Genomic DNA, 20,529 nt, shown 5'->3' on the forward strand with positions numbered 1-20,529 from the left:
GGATCACACTCCCGGGCAGGCACGTCGTATCGCGTCGGGGCTCCGGGTGGCTATTGTGCGGCCAGCAAGGATCAGCGCGGCTAATCGAGTTCTTGCAGGTTCTTCACCATGGTGTCCGGTTCGCGTTCGTGGCCCGATGGCAGGCTGGCCTCGGGGTCCAGCATCCATGCGGCGAGGTCGCCGAAGGTGTCGGCGGACCGCGTATAGCGTGTGAGCATGTGATAGCCCTCGGGGTAGAGCACCATGCGGTGGCCCGTGGCGCCGGTTGCGGCCAGGCGTTCGGCCAGTATCGCCATCGGGCCGGGGGGCACGAGATCGTCCTTCGCGCCATACAGCAGCAGGCTTGGTGCGGGGAGGGTATCCCCGGCGCTCAATGCCCGGCCCATCAGGGTGGTCAGGCCGTCCAGGACGTCGATGCGGGCATCACGCAGGACCAGCGGGTCCTCGCGCATCTGATCCAGGACTGCGGGATCGTCGGTGGGGTGGATATCAAACTCCGCGGCCATCTCGCCCGACAGGCGCATCCCCGGGACCAGACGTGCACCCACCCAGAGGCCGAAGCGCTGATACCAGGGCATTTGCTCGCGGCTCCAGACGGCGGGGCTGATCAGGATCGTCCCGCGCAGGGGTGGACGGTCGCGCCCGGTCGCAGCCAGCAGGGCCACGCCACCGCCCATGCTCTTGCCAACCAGATAGGGCGGCTGGTCCGGATAGCGCTCGGCCAGCAGCCGCAGCCCGTCGCGGGCATCCTCGGCCAGGGTCCCGTAGCCCGCCCAGCGACCGGCATCGCGGTTGGCGCCGAAGCCGCGCTGGTCATAGGCGTAGACGGCGATCTCGCGCTCGGCGAGGGCCTCGCCGAGCGCCGCCATGCTGCCGCCGTGGTCATTGAACCCGTGCAGGACGAGTGCCACCCGACGGGGGTTCTCCGGGCCCCAGCGGTGGAGTGGCAGGCGGGTCCCGTCGGCGGTCTCGAGGACCTTGGCGTGCGGGCGTTCGTCCGGGGTATCGTCCGCGGCCGGGTATGGCGGGCTGCCGGCACAGGAGGCCAGCCAAAGGGCTGCGAGCACCACCCCCCAAACGCGCATCACAGCGACCTCACCTGGGGGGAGTCTCGTCACCTTCCCGTGCCTCGCCATCCCGGGGCGGGAGCAGGAACTGCGTCGGGTGTCGACGCAGGTGCTGGCCGTATGCCTTCAGCACGCGGTCGAAGGCCCCGATCCGCACGCCGCGGGCACGCAGGGCGACGTACAGGGCCAGGCCGAAGCTGACCCACAGGTTCACCGCGCCGATCAGCAGCACGAACACCAGGAACAGCAGGAAGGTGAACATGCCGATGGGCTCGCTGGCGGTCACGTAGCCGAGGTTGGCGGAGGCGAAGGCCACGTGCTGAATGTCCAGCGGCAGGTTCAGCAGGTAGCCGACAAAGCCGGTCATGCCCAGCAGCATGCCGAACAGGAAATTGCCCAGCACCGCGCCGTAGTTGTACCCGACCCAGTCCGCGAGGCGGTGGCGCGTCGGGGTCGGCAGCAGGCGCTGCAAGAGCGGGTGCTCGCGCAGGCGCCCGGGCAGGTCGAGATAGGCGCAGCGGTTGTCGAAGAAACCGGCTATCAGGCCGGAGACGAACAGCCAGACCCCGGCGATGGCCGCAAAGAACAGCGCCAGGCCCATGATCGGGCGCAGGCCGTCCAGCAGGTAATCCGTCTCGGTGCCCGACAGGATCGGAGTGCCGAAACCCCAGGCGGCGAGGACCCCGACCAGCAGTGCGGTGGGGAGTGCGACACCGACATTGCCCAGCACGGCCGCGAACTGGGAACGGCCCACCCGTACCAGAAGATCGGCGAGCTTCGAGGCGTCGGCCGTGCCGCGTTCGTTCTCCTCGATCGCGGCTGCCAGGCGCGCGGCGGTCATCGCCGGCTGCTTGGTCGCCACGGTAAAGTGCAGGATGTGGATCAGCACGAAACCCAGGCCATAGTTCAGGCTGACCCACAACGCGTTCCAGCCCTCGGACAGCCCCAGCGACTCCACCTGGATCTTGATCAGCGCCATGAAGGCGATGATCAGACCCGCCCCGGCCCCCGAACGCAGCATCTTCAGATATTCGCCGCGGTCGCGGGTGATGTAGTGCTCGCCGGTGTCGGAGACATGCTGCGTGATGCTGCGCGAGACCAGGCGGATGTTGTCCTGCCACAGGGCCCGCAGGCCATGGCGGCGGGCACTGGCCGTGACCAGCTCGCGAAACACGCCGACCGCGGTAGCGCGGGTGTGCGCCTCCTCGCGCGGTTCCAGCAGGTCCAGCAGCTTGTGGATGCGCGACAGCGTCTGGTCCAGGCGCTCCAGCAGGTGGGTCAGCGACAGGCTGCTGCCATGCGTGATCGCACGCTGGCGCAGGCGCACGATCTGCTCCGCGCACTGCTCCAGCAACACCCGCGCATGGGCGTCGTCCATGCGTTCGTGGGCGGGGTCCTGCAGCCAGGCACGGTAGTCGCGCACATAGGCGGAGATCTCGCGTTCCTGCGCGACGAACGCGGAGTTGCGCTCGGCAATCGACGGGTCCAGGCGCAGCAGTTCCGGCTCCAGTTCCTCGGCTGCAATCCAGATCGAGAGCATCTCCAGGGCATAGAGCGTCTCGCTGCGGGCGCGCTCCAGTACACCGGGGTGTTCGCCGGACAGGCAGCCCAGCGCCTCGAGCAGGCGGGACCAGGCATCATCCGGCAGGGCCGAGACCCAGATCGTGTCATCGGGGTCGTGGAATACGTGGTACAGCACGTCCCGGAGATCGGTGCGGTCCATCGGGTGCGGGTTGATGCGCTCGTACAGCAGTTCCGCCGCTTCGCGGAAGAAGCCCTTGCGGGAGAACAGGCCCACACCGGTGTAGAGCGTCAGGTGGCGGGCGTCCTCCAGTCCGGCCTCGAGGCGCTCGCGCAGGCGTTCCCGCACCTCGGGGCGCTCGTGCAGGGCCAGGGTCAGGCTCTCGATCCGGGCAATGACCGGCGCGACGTTGCGCGGGTTGTCCGGGCGCAGCCAGTCCACGATACGGCGCAGGGTTCCGGCGAGATCGAACTGGCTGTCATCCTGCAGGGTGTCGAGCAGCTGTGCGGCATCGTCCGGGTTCTGCATAACGCTCCCTGCGTAATCGGAATGCGCCCATTATACGGACAGCGGATGCCGGTTCAGCTGCCACGGGCTCTACCGCATCCGTGGTCAGGCCGGGCACTGGCACGGCTGCAGGGCCCGGCGGTACCACCGCGGCCTGGCGCAGGAAGGGCGGGGCTGGCCAGGTTAACGACTCAGGTGTTGTTGCTCCGTCGTTCAGGATTTTTTGCTCAGCAGGTCGGCGAAGCCGTGGTTGACGTCGCGATGACCGGCCTCGTCTTCGCGTACGGCGCGGATCACATCCATCAGGCGTGCGTCCTCCGGCAGGTCCCAGTACTGGATGGCGCGGTCGGGCGCGGGGATGTTCTCGATCGCGCCGGTTTCCACTTCCTCCAGGCATTCCGTGTAACTGACGATCGCCTCTTCCTCGAAGTAGCCGATGATGCGGTGCGCGGTACGCGGGGAGACGACATAGATCAGGAAATACAGGGTGTAGAAGAAACCCTGGGCGAGGATGATCAGAACCCGTTCAAACCAGCTCGGCGACGCGATCTCGATGAACGTGAGCAGGTGCATCCGCTCGTTCTCGGCCTCGTCCATCAGGGTTCTGATCCAGCCGTGGTCGTCCTCCATGCGCCGCAGCGAACGCAGGTGCTGTAACGTGGCGCCGACCATGCCGGGGACACCGGCGACCGTCTCCAGTACCACTGCGCGATGGCCGTAGCGGCGAGCAAAGAAGGTATCCGCGAAAAAGCGCATCCGGGCGGTAAATGCTCGCGCAACACGGTCGGAGACATCGCGTGGTTTGTGGTGGTGCGTCAGGTCCGTTTCCTGGTCGATGCTCATGCAGGCTCCAGGGGTTGGGCGTGAAAAGCGTGAACGCCTTCCCCCTGAGACTAGGGGCCGCCAGGCGGAATGTCGCGGGGGTATTTCACAGACTGGGGCCGGTGCCATGTGTCCGGACCGGTCGCCTGACATTGAGCTTCTTGGGCGGGGCGTTCACAATACGCCCCTTTATTCCCGTGTGCGCGAACAAGCCGGCGGTTTTCTGGCGGCTCAAATTCGTGTGTGCGGAGTCCCGCGCGGGCCCGGGCCGCACGGGGGTTAACGGGGTGTTTCCCTACGCAAATCGATGATCAAGCTGCGCACCTACGTCTACATGGATTCCCTCCAGCCCCAGCTGGCGGAATACATGGCCACCGTCTCCCAGGGCTTTCTGCCCGTGCCGGGGGATGCGTGCCTGTGGGTGGAGGTTTCGCCGGGCATGGCCGTGCACCGGCTGACCGATGTTGCGCTGAAGGCCACCCGGGTGCACCTCGCACAGCAGGTGGTGGAGCGCGAGTTCGGTTCCATGGTGATCCACCATCGCGACCAGAGCGATGTTCAGGAGGCCGGGCGCGTCCTGCTGCAGCGCCTGGGCGCGGATCAGTCCGAACGCCAGGCCTGCCGTATCCCGTGGCAGGAGACCATCCGCGGCATGACCCCGGACCACACGGTACTGATCAACCGCCAGAACCGGCGCGGCAACATGATCCTGCCGGATCAGAGCATGTTCATCCTCGAGGCGGAGCCGGCCGGCTACATCATCTACGCGGCGAATCAGGCCCTGAAGGCCTCCCATGTCTCGCTGATCGACGTGCGCGCGGTGGGCGCGTTTGGTCGCCTGACACTGGCGGGCTCCGAGGCGGACGTCGACGAGGCGGCGCGGGCGGCGATCCACGCCCTGCACAACCCCGCCGGGACGTAGCATGCATCGCGCGCAACTGCTGGAACTGCTGGCCGGTCATCAGACGCGGTTCATCGAGGAGGCGGGGTTCGTGCGCCGTGCGCTGGACTTTGTCGGGGCGCATCCGGACTGCTTTCACTGCGACCTGCTGCCGGCGCATGTAACCGGATCGGCCTGGGTGGTGAGCCCTGACCGCGAGCGGGTACTGCTGTTGCTGCATGGCAAGCACCACCGCTGGTTTCAGCCGGGTGGCCATGCCGATGGCCAGGCCGACATCCTGCAGGTCGCCCTGCGCGAGATCCACGAAGAGACCGGCATTCCCTCGGAGCATATTCACCTGGTGGCCGAGGACATCTTCGACCTCGATATCCATACCATCGCGGCGAGCCCGCACTTCCCCATGCACGAGCACATCGACGTGCGCTTCCTGCTGGAGATCGACGACCGCCTGCCGGTGCCGGGCAGCCACGAATCGCACGATATCCTCTGGGTGCCGCTGCAGCACGTCTCGCGCTACAACAACAGCCGGTCGTTGTGGCGCATGGTGGAAAAGACCCGCCAACTCCGTACCTGGGTGCACACCCACCCGCGTCGTCGGTACTAGCCGGAGGGGTATGGGCGCTCGCCCGCCCGGCCGAGGGTCCCTGCCGCCCCGACCCCGAGCCTCCTTGCCACCCGCTACTGGTGGTTCTCCACGGCGCGCAACAGCCATTCCGACAGATCCGGCAGGCCCATGTCCGGCATCCAGCCTCCGGCCTCGGCCCACGTCCACAGGCCAATCAGCAGGAACATGCCGGAGGCGATGTAGCGCATCGGGGCGGCCGGGATACGCTCGGCAAAGCGCTTGCCGAGGATCAGGGCGGGGGTAGTGATCAGCAGGATGCCCACCGTGGCCCCCAGCACAACCGGCAGCAGGGCCCCGGAGGCCCCGGCCAGCGTGATGACCGCCAGCTGGGTCTTGTCGAGCATCTCGAACACGAAGAAGGCAACGGCGGCCGCGAGGAAGGCGCTGCGCGCGCGGGTGTCTTTCTCGAACTCGTCGTCCTCGGGGATCAGCACCCACACGGCCATGACCAGGAAGGCCGTCCCGACCACCCACAGGTGCCAGTCGGTCGCGATCACCGCGAACAGCCAGATGCCGGCCACCGCAGACAGCAGCTGATTCAGGAACAGACCGGCGGCCATGCCCCAGAAGACGGCCCAGGTACTGCGGCAGCGCATGCCGAACAGGGCGGCCAGAAACATCGAACGATCACCGATTTCGGCGATGGCAACCGCCACAATGGAGAGCAGAAAGAGTTCCATGGATGCAATCCGGGGCGAGCGGCATGACACAACCGTGTGACACCGCCATCGCCGCCCGCCCACGGGCCAGGCTCGCCAGCAGGCGAACCGGATGTCGGTGCCACAGGTCTCGTCAGGCCGTCCGACGAAGGCGCGCCGAGGCGCCTTCGGGTGGGCTGCACACGCCATGGCCATGCGGCCAAGTCTGTTGACGTGTGCCTCCGGCACGGGTGGCCGGAGCGACTACTCCCCTGAGGGTGCGCGCACTATAGCCAGGCGGCGGCGGAAATGTCCAGGGATCATGTGACGGGGCGCCAGTCCTCGTGGCCGCAGCTCATGCAGTGATAGTGCCCCTCGAAATGGCCCGGGTGCCCGGGCTGTTCGCGCAGGGTGTCCGGTTGATAGGCGAAGGCCCGCAGGGTACAGCGCGGGCATTTGACCGCTTCGGTGTCGGGTTCGCGCGGGGGCTTGCGGGCCGGCGCCGAGGGCGCAGGGGCGGCCGCCTCCGTTGGCAGGTGGTCCAGCGTCTCCTCGATCCGGGCGATCAGGTGGCGGGCTGCCTCCTGCTGATCATCGCGAACGAGGGCGGCCAGCTGCTCCAGCTGCTGGCGGATCGTGGCACGGGCAGGCGTCGGTTCGGTCATGGCGTTATCCGGGATCTCCCTTGAGGACAGTTGGGGCCTGGCGTGGGCCGAAAGACTCAGGCCTCGGCCGGCACGCGGTCATCCATGGTGGCAATGCAAGCCCGGTCGCGGCCCTGGTTCTTGGCGCGGTACAGGGCCTGATCCGCGCGGGCGAGAAGCTGGTCCGGCGTTTCCGTCGCTTCGGCGCAGGCGAGGCCGGCGGACCCGGTCTGGTTGTCGGGTATGCGGTGGCGCAGGCGTTCGACCACGGTGACGGCCTGATCCAGATCGGTGTGGGGGAGCACCACGACGAATTCCTCGCCACCGTAACGCGCCAGCGTATCGCTGGGGCGTAACTCCTGGCGCCAGGCGGCGACCACGTCGCGCAACAATCGGTCACCCTGCGAATGGCCATAAGTATCGTTGTACTGCTTGAAGTGATCCAGGTCGAGGAAGGCGATGCTCAAAGGGGTCTCGAGACGGCGCATACGGGCCAGTTCGTCTGCCAGAATGGCCTCCAGGTGGCGTCGATTCGCCGCACCGGTCAGTGGGTCGGTTCGCGAGAGCGCTTGCAGTGCGCGTGCCTGGCGCTGGGTTTCCCGGATCAGGCCGCCCATCCGATGGAGTACCAGCAGAAAGATCAGAATCGAGGCGCCAGCGGCGATCCGCACGGTGTCGTGATCCACTCCGGCCGTGAACAGGATGATGGCCGGCACCAGGACGGCGGCGGAGCCCAGGGTGTAGAGCCGGCGCCGCGAGAGCTCGGGGCTGCGTGAGCGTTCGTCGCGATCGATCGATGTCGAGGGGTGCCAGGCGGCTGCTGCAAAAAGGGAATAGGCGACCAGCCAGCCGGCGTCAGTGACGCCTCCGGCCTGATACCAGCCGGTGGAGTTGCCATGCGCGTAGAACAGGTCCGCGGCGAGATAGGCCAGTACGCCGAGCAGCAGGAACAGCTGGCCGTCGATGCGCGTGCTGTGACGGAACACCAGCCGCAGGACGAGCGGCAGCAGCATCAGGTCAAAGACCGGGTGGCCCGCCGAGACCAGCAGCTGCATGGAGCTCAGTTCGGGGTCATACAGGTAGGGCTGAATCAGGAGTGCCCAGGCAAGCACTGCGGCGGAGATGCCGACGATCAGTGCGTCACCCAGGGCCCCATCGTCCTTGCGTGCCGGACCGCCGAGGCGCCACAGGGCAATCATGAACAGCGGGTATACCGCGAGGTAGAAGAAGTCCGGCGCCGCCGGGAATGGATCGAGGCCGCGCAGGTCCAGCACGTACCAGATCAGGTGGCCCGTACCGGCCAGCCCCAGCGCGACCGCAATCAGGGCCCAGGCCGATCGGCACTGCGGTGGGGTGTGGCGTAGCAGGGCCATGGCGATGAGGGCCGCTGCCCCGAAGGTTGCCAGCACATACAGGGCCGCCGCCGCGCGTCCGTAGGGCATCAGCACGTAGGCGATGGCCACGGCAGTACCGCCCCCCAGCCAGGCGAGCCAGGGGCGATGGCCGAAAGAGGGCCTGCCGTTGAGGGCATGCAGGGTGGTTGGATGGTTCATTGGCGGGTCTCCCTGAGCCAATGGTGGCAGAACGCCGCGTATTTCGCCCGTTTTTGGTGCGGGGTGACAACGCCCGATGATTCGGCATAAAGTAGAATGAACGTTCGTTCGGGTTTTGCTCATGTCGACGGTTGCGAACAAGAAGCTGCGCGGTGAGGGGTTGCGCCAGCGTGTGCTGGAAACGGCCCTGGGGCTGTTCAGTACGCGTGGCTACTTCAACACGTCGATCCACGACATCCGTCGAGAGGCGGATGTCTCGATCGGTTCCATCTACCACCACTTCGGCAACAAGGAGGCGCTGGCCAAGGCGCTCTACGACGATCTGCTGGAGCGCATGGATGCCGGGCTGCGCGAGGTCATGGAGCGCGAGCAGGATTGCCGGGCGCGCTGCGACGGCATTATCGCCTTCCTGTTTCAGGCGGCGACGGAGGAGCCTCGCACCATGCGCTTCGTGCTCGAGTCGCGCCATCGCGAGTTCCTGCCGGACGAGCCGCCGGTGTGCTCTTCGCAGCCCTTCATGCGCATGCGCGAGTGCATCGAGCAGGGCATCGCCTCGGGCGAGGTCCGCCCCATCGAGATTCCGGTCGCCGCCACCGCAGCGTTTGGCGGGGCGATTCGACTGGTCCACCTGCATCTGGACGGTGTCCTCGAACAGCCCCTGTTGCGCTACCTGACGTCGATGCAGGACACGGCCTGGCGGGCGGTTGCGACCGACTCGTCGAGCCCCACAAGCAACACCATCAAGGAGACTGAAGAATGAAAATGCTGGCCGTCCTTTCCCTGATCCTCGCGCTGTCCGTCGCGTCGCTTTCCGCGCATGCGGAACCGACCGATGCCCGGGCACTGGAGGGCGTCGACCAGGGCCGGGTCGTGTTCGACCTGAACAACAACGACCCCGAACTGCTCGCGCTGTATCTGATGGTGATCCGCGAGACCTTCGAGGACCTGACCGAGCAGGGCGTGGAGCCCGACATGATCCTCGCCTTCCGGGGGCAGGCGGTGACCATGCTCAGCGAGGACCGCGAGCGCTTCGAGCTGACCGAGTTCGACCACCTGGACGCGATCGAGGCGCACATTGCCGCGTTGAAGGAGAAGGGGGTGCAGATGGAGTCCTGCTCCGTGGCCACCCGCCTGTTCGGGGTCGATCACGGCGAACTGCTGCCGGGCATCGAGCCGGTGCGCAACACCTTCGTGTCGCTGACCGGCTACCAGGCCCAGGGCTACGCGGTGATCCCGATCTACTAGGGAAAAACGGACGAATGCGATGTACTGGTCGGGTCCGAAAACACTACAAAGGGACCCCAACCCCCAAGGAGGCATAACCGATGCAAAAGCGAATCCTGATCCTGTTACTGGCCCTGCTGCTGCCCCTCGGGCTGGTGTCGAAGGCGAACGCCGAAGGGCTGGACAACCGCGAGGCCACCCAGGGTATCGAGACCATGCGTGCGGTCTACGACATGCGCAAGTCCGACCCCGACGTGATGCTGGCCTACCTGCGCGGCATCGCCACCAACCACGAAAACCTGGTCAAGGAAGGCGTGGAACCGGACCTGCGCATGGTGTTCATCGCCGAGGCGGTCAAGTTCATCACCACCGACCCGGAGCCCGAGATCGCGATGGACCATGGCGACACGCTGGAGGAGATCGCGAAGGCTGTCGAACGCCTGGACGAGCTGGGCGTGCGCATGGAGGTTTGTGCCGCGGCGACGCGTGCCTATGGCGTGGACAACGACAAGGTCCTCGATGCGATTCAGCCGGTGCGCAGCGGCTTCATCGCCGTGATGGGCTACCAGAACCAGGGCTACGCGCTGGTCCCGGTCTACTGAACACCTCCGAGACCCCACACACGGGCCCGGTTTGCCGTCACAGGGAGGTGGCGGCCTTTTGGGTCAGGGTCACCGGAGTCGCCTCCCGGCGCCGCCGCGGGCGCCCCTTACAGCCCGATCAGCTCCGCGGTTACCCCGTTTGCCGTCACCGTATCCAGCAACTGCCGACTGTTGACCCGTTCCGGGTCGTATTCCACCACCAGCAGGTGAGGCCGGTTGTCGTGGCTGGAAGCGGCCATGACGCCGTCCAGACCCCGTAACTCGTCCTGAATGCGCAGGCGGATTGCGCGTTCGATGTCCTCGTCAATGTGGATGGTGACGTCCGCCATGTGCTGACTCATCGAGACCTCCTCCCGGTCATGCCGGTCTGGCTTATGCCTCGACTATAGACCCGCCACTGGCAATGGACCGTACGGTTGGCTCCATCCGGGCGCGAAGACCTGCGCAATAACGAGTTTCGAGCGTGCCTGAGCTCGGCCCCTGCAGGGCTTTGGGTCGCCGCTCACGGCCCGTTCCTTCCGGGAATACGTCCGGGAAAATCGTATGGGTCGACGTGGAAGTGGCCGCAAAGCCTGTCTATGTTCTGGGAATGACCTCTTCAATCGGCAGGTGAACGATATGCGCGCACACTGGCTGGTCCTGACGCTGTTCGCGGTGGGTGGTGTCGCCCAGGGCGAAACCATCTCTGCGGACGCGCTGGTCGACGATGCGCGCGCGGCGACCACGGAGGTTGACCGCGAAGGGCTGGAGGACATGATCGCGAACGAACCGGATCACGTGCTGATCGATGTCCGTTCGCACCAGGAGATCGAGCTGGGTGGTGGCCAGATCCGCTCGCACCTCACGCTGAATATCCCGCGCGGGGAGCTGGAGTTTCGAATCCCGGGCGAGGTCTCCGACCTGGACACGCCCATCGTCGTCTACAGCGACGAGAACCGCCGTTCGGCCCTCGCGGCCCAGACGCTGCAGCGCATGGGCTATACCAACGTGCACAACTACGCGGGCGGCTTCCCCGAATGGAAGGAGGCCGGTGGCCCCCTGTATGTGCTCGACAAGGCGCTGGATTCCTTCCTCTACGACATGCCGCAGGAGGTGACTGATGGCGTGTGGTCCGCGATCGGTGCCACTCAGCCATCGACTTACGAGAACTCGGGCCACAACAACAACCTGTCGTTCATCATCACTGACGATGGCGTGGTGGTGATGAACGCCGGCGACAACTACCTGCTGGCCCAGTCCCTGCACGAGGAGATCAAGAAGCGCACCGAGCAGCCGGTGAAGTACGTAGTGCTGGAAAACGCCCAGGGGCATGCGATGCTCGGCATGACCTACTGGCAGGAGCAGGGCGCCACCGTGATCGCGCATGAGGACGCCGCGCGCGAGATCGAGCAGAACGGCCAGCGCAGCCTGGAGAGCGCACCGAACCGTACCCGCGACAAGGCGTTCCTGACCGAACTCGGCACGCCGGACAAGATCTTCGAGGATCGCGTCGACCTCGCCATGGGTGGCGAGATCATCGAGGTGCTCTTTCTCGGCCCCGCGCATGCCCCGGGGGATATCGCCCTGTGGGCCCCGGACCGCAAGACGCTGATCACCGGCGATCTCGCCTTCCACGAGCGCATGCTGCCGATCTTCGAGTACACCGACACCGCCGGCTGGATCGAGACCTGGGACAAGCTGGAGGCGATCGAGGCCGACTACATCATTCCGGGGCACGGTGGTCCGGTGACCGACTTCGAGCAACTGCGCAAGTACACCCTCGATTACCTCGTTTTCCTGCGCGAGGAGGTGCAGGAGATCCTCGATACCGGCGGCACGCTGAACGACGCCTACAACATCGACCAGTCGGCCTACCGCCACCTGGACACCTACGACGAGCTCAACCGGCAGAACGCCGGTCGCGTCTTCCGCGCCATGGAGTTCGAGGACTTCTGACCCGCTCGAATCCACTGGGGCAATCGCCTCTGGTGGGGACAATTTCGGCAAGCCGCGGATCGCCGCACTCTGAGGCTTGACTCGCGTGTCCTTCCGGCGTGACTCTGAATATAGATGTATAGGGAATCAATGTTTTTCGGGCCGGCGATCAGTCGATCCAACGGAGGTCGGGCAATGAAAAGGACGCAGACAGAAGCAGCAGCTTCGGCCATCGGCCGCAGCCATCCGGGCACACGCCTTGCGCTTTGGTGCTTGATCGGCCTGTTGTGGTGGGTGGCTTCCGCGGCCCAGGCCTCGACAGGACCGGACTTCAGCGAACTGTTCGGTGACAGCGACTTTATCGAGATCATCGAGCGCGACGAGGGGCTGGAGACGCGGCCGACCGGGTACGTCTCGCAGGATGTCGAGCCGGATCATGTGTTCCGGATCGACCTCAACGAGGGGCAGGTGCCGATCGGGCAGGGCGTGGTCTACGACGGCTTCCTGACCAACGGCCAGTTGCCGGGCCCCACCCTGCGCGTGACCGAGGGCGACATCGTGCGCATGGAGATCACCAACAGCGGGGCGGTGATGCACGGGGCATCCATCCATGCCGCCTATACTCAGACCTCGAAGCACGTCGGCTCCATCATGCCCGGTCAGACCAAGTCGGTCACCTTCCGGGCGACTACACCGGGGGTCTTCATGTATCACTGTGCGCCGGGCGGCCATGCCATCCCGATGCACGTGATGTTCGGCCAGTACGGGATGATCGTCGTCGAGCCGCGCGACGAGCCCTACAAGCTGGAAGAGGACCTGGGCCAGGAACCCGATCTGAAGCTCTACATGCTGCAGCACGAGCTGTATGCCAGCGGCAAGGAGGCGGTGGAGGGCGATGTCAGCTACACCGCCTTCAATGGCGAGCTGTTCCGCTACGTGGAAAACCCGATCCCGGTGCGTCCCGGTGATTACGTGCGCATGTACTTCCTGAACGTGGGGCCCAACCTGCTCTCGACCTTCCATATCGTCGGCATCGTCTGGGACTACGTGTACTGGCAGGGCCACCCCGAGGCCATCTGGCCGGGCGGACAGACGGTCACCGCGGGTCCCTCGGACTCCTGGGTGATCGAGTTCCGGATACCGCCTGAGGAAGGCGTCTACACCATGCTGGATCATGGCGTGGGGGCCACCAGCCGTGGCGCTATCGGGTTGCTGGATGCCCGCGCGGACGCCGATACGCCTTCCGAGATCCTGGCCGAGGGCCCGTCCTACGAATCGGAGGAACTTGAAGAGCGGATCGCTGAAGCGCAGCGGATCATTTCGCCGTTCGGCATCCCCGATGCGGATGCCAGTCCGGTACCCGCGCGGGCGGATCGGCCCGTTCGGTTCAGCTCCGACATCGAGGAAGTCGTGATCGAGATGAAGGGCAATGCCTTCTACCCGAAGGTGGTCGAGGTGGCGCCCGGCACGAAGATCACCTGGGTCAACGAGGATGTCTTCACCTACGGACACGGCGAGCCCTCGGGGGCGCACAACGCCGTAGCCATGAGCGGTCCGGAGTCGTTCGCGACCTCAATGCTGGCGCACGCCGAGAGCGACAGCGTCACCCTGACCGAGCCGGGCACCTACGACTACATCTGCGCCCCGCACCCCTACATGCAGGGCCGCATCATCGTGCGCGACAGCGACTGACTCCGGCCCGAGCGGGGCAGCGCCCGAAACAGGCGGCGGTGATCGCCGCGCCAGAACGACAGCGACAGCACCTTGCCCGGCTGGCTCAGGCTTCAGGGAGACACTGGTTTGTGTACTCGCTCGCGTGGGTGACCCATGTTTTCCGGGACAAGGTTTGTCGTGCGGTCGGTAGTGGTGCTACCGGCCAGCGGCGCAACGCAGGATCGGGGAACATGGGGCACCAACCCCTTGCGGGCTCGGCTGAGCGCTGCCGGGACTTTCAGTGGCAGCAAACCAGGGCGCCAGACAGGGCGATGGTGGGTCGGACTGCGTTGCGGTGCCTCTGGCCAGAGCCCATGTCGGGGCACCCGGCAGGAACTTGTTAATTCCCCTCATGGTCGCAAGGGATCCAATGGTGATTCGAAACCGCGTATAGGGAGAAGCGCATGAAGAAAACACTGATGGCCCTTGCGGTCGCAGCCGCCTTCCCGGCTCTGGCGCTGGCCGAACCGCGTCTCGTGGACACGGATCGTAATGTCTTTATTCCCGCCGAAGAGGATGCCCGCGCCGTCCTGCGGGTTGCCGCGGTCTATAACGACGAAGACTTCCGCATCCACTACGAGTACGAGACCGATGCCCCCAGCTGGTATCACCAGGTCTGGCGCTACGAGGATGGCGAGTGGGTGCGCTACGGCTCCGGCGGCCCGGGGCCGGACGAGCACGGCCTGTACGAGGACCGGATCTCCATGATGCTGGACGACGGCAAGGTGGAAGGCTTCGACCGCATGGGCGGGTGGATGACCGCGCACGACGGTATGCGCAGCCTGACCTCCGAGGTGGACGCGGATGCCGTTCGCGAGCATCCCAAGCTGGGCAGCGAACTCGGGCGCAGCGACGTACGCAAGTACCTCCCGCAGACCCGCGTCACGGACGACCCGGAAGAGAGCTCCTGGGATCAGATTCTTGATGATGACGCCGTGGATCAGCTGCAGTCCGATGGCGTTTTCCTCGACCTGTGGCAGTGGCGCTCGCACCGCAGCCATCCGATGGGTTATGCGGACAACAATTACGTGCTGCATTACCGCCTGTCGTCCGAGGGCACCAGCATGTTCACGACCAACTGGGACGATGACGCGGATCAACCCGCCTGGATGTTCGATCCGGAGAAGGTCGGTGCCCCCGCCCTGGAGTGGGAGGCCCTGATCGCCCGCGAGTACGGGCAGGACGACGCCTATTACATCCACGAGGGCAACGCGGTCGCCTTTGATCCGGACCACGACTGGCAGGAAGGCGACGTGATCCCGCAGCGGTTCCTGCAAGAGCCGAGCGGCGCCCGCGGCGCGATCCGTGCCGAGGGTGGCTACGAAGACGGCGCCTGGCGGATTGCGCTGACCCGTTCGCTCGAGGCCCCCAACGCCCGGGACAGCAAGACCCTGGAACACGGAGAGTCCTACAACGTCGCCTTCGCGGTTCACAGTGCCGCGGGCGCGCGCTGGCACCTGGTCTCGCTGCCGATGACCCTGGGGCTGGAAGACGAGGAGGCCGACATCGTGGCCCGGCGCGTCGATGGGGATCTGGACGACGCCGATCTGGAATGGACCGAGGTCGAGGTGTTCTACCCCGGTCAGATCACCTATCAGTTCCTGCACAGCGACGACCACCCTGGCCGCGAGCTGGTGCTTGAGGGCGAGCAGGGTGTGCGTGACCAGCACGATCTCGACACCCTGCCGGGCTTCATTGTCGACATGGAGCAGCAGCTTCTGCGCGACGCGGACTGAGTCGGCGCTGACCGGCACCCGGCGCGCTCAGAACAGGGGCGCGCCCGACGCCCTTGCGCCACCAGGCGTGGAGGGTAAGGCACAAAGTCTGACGTCGCGTTTCCTATCCTCCGTCGTCCCGGACACCGCGCAGCGGTGATCCAGGATCTCTGCAGCAGGGATGGAGCATGGTCGCCGGACAATGCCGGTGCGGGAGATCCCCGCTCTGCGCTTTGCTGCGGCCGGGGTGACGGCGCGGGGTGGACGGTGCCCGGTCGGTTGATCGGGCTTGGGTGGCTGCGGGTGCGTGTCAGGCCGTTTCGGGGTTGCTGGTGGGGGCGGTTTCGCGGCGGATCAGGTGGTCCACGTAGAGGAAGCCGAACGGGACCACTCCGAGGAACAGGACCAGCAACCATTTCCAGACCGGCCAGCCGCTCAGGTGGCTGGCGATCAGCGAGCTCGCGCCATAGATGATAAACAGGATGCCGTGTACCCAGCCGGCATAGGTGACGGCCAGCGGCATGTCCGCATACGTGCGCAGCGGCATCGCGATAAACAGCAGGGTGATGAGCGACAGACCCTCGAGCACGCTGATGAGGCGGAAGAATTTCATGAAATGCGGACCGGTGGCGCGGGAAACGTGGCGCAGGGTAGCACAGACGACCCGCGGCGCTTGCCAGCGGGCTGGCGCAAGCGGTACCCGCCTTGGCAAAAGGGACGCGTATGAGCAACAAGCTGCACTGGGAACAGGTCTACCAGACTCGTGATACCGAGGCTGTGGGCTGGTACGAGTCCGAGGCCCGCACATCCCGGGCGTTGATTCGGGATGTGGCACCGAATGCCGATGCCGAGATTGCCGATATTGGGGGTGGTGCCTCGGTCCTGGTGGATGAGCTCCTGGCGGAGGGCTATCGCCACCTGACGGTCTTCGATCTGTCCGGGGTGGCTCTCGAGAAGGCGCGCGAGCGGATCGGAGAGCGCGCCGAGGCCGTTACCTGGCAGGAGGCGGATGTGCTGGACTATGCGTTCCCGAAGGACGCGCTGGATATCTGGCACGATCGCGCAGTGTTTCACTTCCTGACGGGCGCGGATCAGCGAGCGGCCTACGTGCGGCATATGCAGCATGCCCTGCGCCCGGGCGGGCATGTGGTGATCGGTACCTTTGCACTGGATGGTCCGAAACAGTGTTCCGGCCTGCCGGTCCAGCGACACTCGCCGGAGACCCTGCAGGAAGCGTTCGGCCCGGCGTTTGCGCTGGTGATGTCCCGGCGGGAGGTTCATGTGACCCCGGGCGGGACCGAGCAGCCGTATAACTGGTGCGTGTTCCGCCGGGAGCTCTGACCCGGGCCGCGACAAGCCGGTCAGCCGCCTTTGGCCTTGGTGGCATGCGCCTTGGCTCGCGCACGAATTTCCTCGAAGAACAGTGCCTCCCAGCGCGTATTGCGCTCGTCCGGGGACAGGGTCCCATCGGCCTGTTCGTTCTTCAGGCGGGTATCGGCCGCCGCCTCGGCCTCGTCCAGGATCTTGTTGAACACCTCCTGGGCCGCGGCGGCCTTGGGGTCGATCCCGTTGCGCTCGAGCACCTCGGCCAGCAGCGCACCGCCTTTTTTCCACTTCGACCAGAGCCTCACGCATCCTCCTCGGGCAGGGCGCAAGAAATTTGTGGCAGCCCCGCTACTGGATGATTGTGCCCAAAGCCTTGCGCGAAGTTGAAGAGGCAGGACACGGGTATGGTATTCCGGCCTGATGAAAAGCCTGCCGGGGCGCAAACCTCCGGCAGGCATGTATGGATCATTGGTCTGGATCCTGCCCCGGTGCCAGTATCTCGATCACCAGGAATCGCAGTCGGCTGCGGAGCAGCGTGATTTCGGCCAGCGCGTTCTTGCGCATCCCCAGCAGACGCGCGCCCAGAGGGGACAGGATTGATATCTTGCCGCGCTCCGGCTGGGCATGCTCCGGCTCGCAAAGCTCGACCCGATAGGTTTCCTCGGTTTGCAGGTCCAGCAGGCGGACGCAGCAGCCTGTCTGGATGACTTTTCCGCATCGGGGGGCGGTGTCTGTATGGGGTGTCTCGCTCTCGATCTTTTCGAGTAGCGAGGCCAGGTCGACTGGTGTGCCAATCGCGCCCCAGTAGTCCTGGCGGACCCAGCGATTGACCTGGGAATCGTAGGCTTGACGAAGGTAAGACGAATTCTTGCGCGCCACGGTCGCATCTCCTGTTCAGGTGTTAGAAGAAGGCATGGGCCGGGCGCGGAACATTCGGCGCCCGGCCTAAGTGAGGGTTCCCGTCATCGTGTACTCCATCGTTTGTTAAGTGTCTGTTAGAATTAAAGAAATAAGGATGCTACCCAGGCGCCCCAAAAAAGGCAAATCCATGTGAATCGTGGCATTTTTAGTGTGCCTAATCCCGATCTTTCCGACCCCGTAACTGCAAAGGAGCCTTCATGGCCAACGAGACGAACGACCCGCAACTGGAAATCAGCGCCAGCTCGGCGCGCGAACTGGTCGACATCGGCCTGGCCGTGTTGCTGGATATCCGCCAGCCCTTCGAGCTGGAGCTGGAGGGCGAGGTGGAAGGCGCGGTGTCGGTGCCGCTGTTCCGGCTGAAGCAGCTGCTGGGGCGGGAGATCTCGGAGGAGGAGCAGGAACTGCTGGACGCCGACGAGCCGGATGATCGCGACTTTCAGCACTTCCTCTCGCTGATCAATCGCTACCACGTGACGCAGGATCAGATCCTGCTGTGCCTGTGCAACAGCGGTCGCCGCAGCCTGCGCGCCGCCGAGCTGCTGCGGGAGCTGGGGTATGCGCGCTGCCTGTCCGTTCGGGAGGGCTTTCGCGGCTGGAAGGAATAGGCGCCTGTCGGGTGTGGGCGATTCGTTGACTGGCAGCCGTTTCCCGGCCTCGTCGGGAACCCGTGGGCGCTTGTGGCTGTCGCTGGTGCAGCATGTAACGGGAGACAGGTATGCAGTCCACGAGTGAGCGTTCGGCGAGTCACTGGATCACGAAGCTGCGCAGGCCGCCTGCTGCCATCGCGCTGAGCGTGTCGCTGGCGTTGTTCGCCGTACCGGCCGTTGGCGCTGCCGAGACCGAGGTCGAGGCTGAACTCGTGGAAGGTAATGAAGGCCCCTGGGCCGAGGGCGAGGCGCCGCCGCTGCTTGAACTGGAGCAGTTCTTCCGCGATCCGCAGCATGCCGCCGGGCGCATCTCGCCGGATGGCGACTACGTGGCACTGGTGAGCGCCCACGAGGGCGCGATGAACCTGCACCTGATGGAGCGGGGCGAGCCCCTGGAGTCGGCACGCCCGCTGACCGCGGAGCCGCGTTCCATCATGGGCTTTTTCTGGTCCCGTGACGGGCGGCACCTGATCTTCGTGCGCGATCGCGATGGCGACGAGAACCTGGAGCTGCGCGTAATCGCGCTGGAGGATGCGGTCGGGGAGGAGGGCATCCCCGAGTCGCGCCGGCTCGCCGGGGGCGATGGCGTGCAGGCGCGGGTGCAGCATGTCCCGCGCTCGACCCCGGAGTACATCTTCGTCGGGCTGAACGAACGCGACCCGCGGCTGCACGACGTCTATCGCGTATCGCTGGAGACCGGCGAGAAGACCCGCGTGGCGAAGAACACCGCCGAGATTGAGGGATGGGGCTTCCACGAAGGCGAGCTGCGCAAGGCGGTGCGCACCACGGACGACGCGGGCACCGAGATCCTGCGCGTGAAGTCGCAGGACGAGTTCGAGTCGATCTACACCTGTGCATTCGGCGAGACCTGCTCGATTGCGAACTTCCACCCCGACGGCGAGCGGCTCTACCTGCGCACCAACACGGGGGACGACCGCGACCTGATCGAGCTGGTCCTGTTCGACCCGGCCACCGGCGAGGAAGAGCTGGTGCATCGCGATCCGGAAGGCGAAGTCGACCTCGGCGGCGCGAAGTTCTCGGATCAGGACCATCGCCTGCTGGCCACGGTCTACACCGGGGATCGCCAGCGCATCTACGCCCATGACGACGAATTCGAGTCACATCTGGACTGGCTGCGCGACGAGCTGGGCGAGGGTGATCTGGAGATTACCTCGCGCACCCGCGACGAGTCCCTGTGGACGGTCGGGGTCATCCGGGACACCGACCCGGGCAGCGTGTATCTCGCGAACGTCGAGGCGCGCGAGATCGAACGGCTGTACGAGGGGCGCCCGGACCTGCCGCGCGAGCACCTCGCGCCGATGGAGCCGATCCGCTACACCGCGCGCGACGGCCAGGAGATTCCCGGTTACATCACGCTGCCGCACGGCGCCGAGCCGGAGGGCCTGCCGCTGGTGGTGATGCCGCACGGCGGCCCGTGGATTCGCGATACCTGGGGCTACAGCGGCACGGTGCAGTTCCTCGCCAACCGCGGCTATGCGGTGTTTCAGCCCAACTTCCGTGGTTCCTCCGGCTTCGGCAAGGAGTTCCTCAACGCCGGCAACCAGGAGTGGGGCACGGGCGTGATGCAGCACGACGTCACCGACGGGGTGAAATACCTGATCGACCAGGGCATTGCCGATCCCGACCGGGTCGCGATCTTCGGCGCCTCCTACGGGGGCTACTCGGCCCTGGCCGGCCTCACCTGGACACCGGAGCTGTACGCCGCCGGCATCTCCATGGTGGGGCCGTCCAACCTGATTACGCTGATGGAATCCATCCCGCCGTACTGGGAGGCCGGCATCCGCCGCATGCACGGCCGCGTCGGTGACCCGGAAGACCCGGACGACCGCGAGCGCCTCAAGGCGCAGTCGCCGCTGTTCCACGTCGGGAACATCCAGGCCCCGCTGATGGTCGGGCAGGGCGCGAATGACCCGCGCGTGAAGCAGCAGGAGTCCGATCAGATCGTCGCCGCGCTGCGCGAGGCCGGGCACCCGGTCGAGTACCTGCTGGCCCCGGACGAGGGCCACGGCCTGGTCGACCAGACCAACCGCCTGGCCTTCTTCGCCGGAATGGAAACCTTCCTGGCCGAACACCTGGGCGGCCGCCACCAGGCGGACTACCCCGAGGCCGTGCAGGAGCGTCTGGAACTGCTGCGCCAGGATGTTGATGAGGTGGACGCCCCGTAAGG

At 65.9% G+C, this 20,529-nt stretch carries 21 protein-coding genes and 1 riboswitch; of the genes, 11 read left to right on the plus strand and 10 right to left on the minus strand.

What is annotated here, in order from left to right:
* Nucleotides 1–80 precede the first annotated feature (80 nt).
* The 3 genes from C995_RS0112290 to C995_RS0112300 form a co-directional block, all read right to left on the minus strand.
* The gene (locus tag C995_RS0112290) at nucleotides 81–1,088 is read right to left on the minus strand and encodes an alpha/beta fold hydrolase (RefSeq protein WP_026279106.1); all 1,008 of its coding nucleotides are present in this window, start codon (nucleotides 1,086–1,088) and stop codon (nucleotides 81–83) included.
* A 7-nt stretch (nucleotides 1,089–1,095) separates the two neighbouring features.
* Nucleotides 1,096–3,117 (minus strand): site-specific recombinase, encoded by a 2,022-nt coding sequence (locus C995_RS0112295; RefSeq protein WP_018865224.1) that lies wholly within the window; start codon nucleotides 3,115–3,117, stop codon nucleotides 1,096–1,098.
* Nucleotides 3,118–3,309: 192 nt separating this feature from the next.
* Nucleotides 3,310–3,939 carry an alternative oxidase gene (locus tag C995_RS0112300; protein ID WP_018865225.1) on the minus strand — a complete coding sequence of 210 codons (630 nt, stop codon included), beginning with the start codon at nucleotides 3,937–3,939 and terminating at the stop codon, nucleotides 3,310–3,312.
* Between the two features lie 286 nt (nucleotides 3,940–4,225).
* Here C995_RS0112300 and C995_RS0112305 point away from each other — a divergent pair, with 286 nt between their 5' ends.
* A complete protein-coding gene (locus C995_RS0112305) occupies nucleotides 4,226–4,840 on the plus strand; it encodes a BMC domain-containing protein (protein WP_018865226.1) in 615 nt (204 codons plus the stop codon).
* 1 nt (nucleotide 4,841) lies between these two features.
* Nucleotides 4,842–5,423 carry an NUDIX hydrolase gene (locus C995_RS0112310; RefSeq protein ID WP_018865227.1) on the plus strand — a complete coding sequence of 194 codons (582 nt, stop codon included), beginning with the start codon at nucleotides 4,842–4,844 and terminating at the stop codon, nucleotides 5,421–5,423.
* A gap of 74 nt (nucleotides 5,424–5,497) precedes the next feature.
* On the opposite strand, the gene C995_RS0112315 is transcribed toward C995_RS0112310, so the two are convergent.
* From C995_RS0112315 to C995_RS0112325, 3 genes are all read right to left on the minus strand, one after another.
* Nucleotides 5,498–6,124, minus strand: coding sequence for a TMEM165/GDT1 family protein (locus C995_RS0112315; protein ID WP_018865228.1), 627 nt, complete (start codon nucleotides 6,122–6,124; stop codon nucleotides 5,498–5,500).
* A 114-nt stretch (nucleotides 6,125–6,238) separates the two neighbouring features.
* Nucleotides 6,239–6,360: riboswitch (yybP-ykoY riboswitch) on the minus strand.
* A 42-nt stretch (nucleotides 6,361–6,402) separates the two neighbouring features.
* Nucleotides 6,403–6,747, minus strand: a complete 345-nt coding sequence (locus tag C995_RS0112320; protein ID WP_018865229.1) for a hypothetical protein — start codon at nucleotides 6,745–6,747, stop codon at nucleotides 6,403–6,405.
* 56 nt (nucleotides 6,748–6,803) lie between these two features.
* Nucleotides 6,804–8,279: a diguanylate cyclase gene (locus C995_RS0112325; RefSeq protein WP_018865230.1), complete on the minus strand. Its 1,476-nt coding sequence runs from the start codon at nucleotides 8,277–8,279 to the stop codon at nucleotides 6,804–6,806.
* A 121-nt stretch (nucleotides 8,280–8,400) separates the two neighbouring features.
* Here C995_RS0112325 and C995_RS0112330 point away from each other — a divergent pair, with 121 nt between their 5' ends.
* The 3 genes from C995_RS0112330 (at nucleotide 8,401) to C995_RS0112340 (ending at nucleotide 10,105) form a co-directional block, all read left to right on the plus strand.
* The gene (locus C995_RS0112330; RefSeq protein WP_018865231.1) at nucleotides 8,401–9,039 is read left to right on the plus strand and encodes a TetR/AcrR family transcriptional regulator; all 639 of its coding nucleotides are present in this window, start codon (nucleotides 8,401–8,403) and stop codon (nucleotides 9,037–9,039) included.
* Nucleotides 9,036–9,524 (plus strand): DsrE family protein, encoded by a 489-nt coding sequence (locus C995_RS0112335; RefSeq protein ID WP_018865232.1) that lies wholly within the window; start codon nucleotides 9,036–9,038, stop codon nucleotides 9,522–9,524. Before C995_RS0112330 ends, C995_RS0112335 begins: the two co-directional genes overlap by 4 nt.
* Nucleotides 9,525–9,604: 80 nt before the next feature.
* Nucleotides 9,605–10,105, plus strand: coding sequence for a DsrE family protein (locus C995_RS0112340; protein ID WP_018865233.1), 501 nt, complete (start codon nucleotides 9,605–9,607; stop codon nucleotides 10,103–10,105).
* Nucleotides 10,106–10,212: 107 nt separating this feature from the next.
* Here C995_RS0112340 and C995_RS0112345 read toward each other — a convergent pair whose 3' ends face one another.
* Entirely contained in the window at nucleotides 10,213–10,446 is a 234-nt protein-coding gene (locus C995_RS0112345) for a hypothetical protein (RefSeq protein WP_018865234.1), read from the minus strand.
* 277 nt (nucleotides 10,447–10,723) lie between these two features.
* On the opposite strand from C995_RS0112345, the gene C995_RS0112350 reads away from it, so the two are divergent.
* The 3 genes from C995_RS0112350 (at nucleotide 10,724) to C995_RS0112360 (ending at nucleotide 15,468) form a co-directional block, all read left to right on the plus strand.
* Nucleotides 10,724–12,040 carry a rhodanese-like domain-containing protein gene (locus C995_RS0112350; RefSeq protein ID WP_018865235.1) on the plus strand — a complete coding sequence of 439 codons (1,317 nt, stop codon included), beginning with the start codon at nucleotides 10,724–10,726 and terminating at the stop codon, nucleotides 12,038–12,040.
* A gap of 174 nt (nucleotides 12,041–12,214) precedes the next feature.
* Nucleotides 12,215–13,711, plus strand: a complete 1,497-nt coding sequence (locus C995_RS0112355) for a plastocyanin/azurin family copper-binding protein (RefSeq protein WP_038081094.1) — start codon at nucleotides 12,215–12,217, stop codon at nucleotides 13,709–13,711.
* A 425-nt stretch (nucleotides 13,712–14,136) separates the two neighbouring features.
* Complete coding sequence (locus C995_RS0112360; RefSeq protein ID WP_018865237.1) at nucleotides 14,137–15,468, plus strand: ethylbenzene dehydrogenase-related protein; 1,332 nt, start codon at nucleotides 14,137–14,139, stop codon at nucleotides 15,466–15,468.
* Between the two features lie 289 nt (nucleotides 15,469–15,757).
* On the opposite strand, the gene C995_RS0112365 is transcribed toward C995_RS0112360, so the two are convergent.
* Nucleotides 15,758–16,060 (minus strand): DUF3817 domain-containing protein, encoded by a 303-nt coding sequence (locus C995_RS0112365; protein WP_018865238.1) that lies wholly within the window; start codon nucleotides 16,058–16,060, stop codon nucleotides 15,758–15,760.
* Nucleotides 16,061–16,170: 110 nt separating this feature from the next.
* On the opposite strand from C995_RS0112365, the gene C995_RS0112370 reads away from it, so the two are divergent.
* Nucleotides 16,171–16,788 (plus strand): class I SAM-dependent methyltransferase, encoded by a 618-nt coding sequence (locus C995_RS0112370; protein WP_018865239.1) that lies wholly within the window; start codon nucleotides 16,171–16,173, stop codon nucleotides 16,786–16,788.
* 20 nt (nucleotides 16,789–16,808) lie between these two features.
* Here C995_RS0112370 and C995_RS0112375 read toward each other — a convergent pair whose 3' ends face one another.
* Nucleotides 16,809–17,078 carry a hypothetical protein gene (locus C995_RS0112375; RefSeq protein ID WP_018865240.1) on the minus strand — a complete coding sequence of 90 codons (270 nt, stop codon included), beginning with the start codon at nucleotides 17,076–17,078 and terminating at the stop codon, nucleotides 16,809–16,811.
* 160 nt (nucleotides 17,079–17,238) lie between these two features.
* Nucleotides 17,239–17,652, minus strand: a complete 414-nt coding sequence (locus C995_RS0112380; RefSeq protein ID WP_018865241.1) for a GreA/GreB family elongation factor — start codon at nucleotides 17,650–17,652, stop codon at nucleotides 17,239–17,241.
* A 239-nt stretch (nucleotides 17,653–17,891) separates the two neighbouring features.
* Between C995_RS0112380 and C995_RS0112385 the strand changes: the two genes are divergently transcribed.
* Together C995_RS0112385 and C995_RS0112390 are read left to right on the plus strand one after the other, a co-directional pair.
* Nucleotides 17,892–18,299 carry a rhodanese-like domain-containing protein gene (locus tag C995_RS0112385; RefSeq protein WP_018865242.1) on the plus strand — a complete coding sequence of 136 codons (408 nt, stop codon included), beginning with the start codon at nucleotides 17,892–17,894 and terminating at the stop codon, nucleotides 18,297–18,299.
* A gap of 110 nt (nucleotides 18,300–18,409) precedes the next feature.
* Nucleotides 18,410–20,527 carry a S9 family peptidase gene (locus C995_RS0112390; protein ID WP_018865243.1) on the plus strand — a complete coding sequence of 706 codons (2,118 nt, stop codon included), beginning with the start codon at nucleotides 18,410–18,412 and terminating at the stop codon, nucleotides 20,525–20,527.
* The last annotated feature ends 2 nt before the right edge of the window (nucleotides 20,528–20,529 follow it).

This window comes from Thioalkalivibrio sp. ARh3 (assembly GCF_000377265.1).
GTDB lineage: Bacteria > Pseudomonadota > Gammaproteobacteria > Ectothiorhodospirales > Ectothiorhodospiraceae > Thioalkalivibrio > Thioalkalivibrio thiocyanoxidans.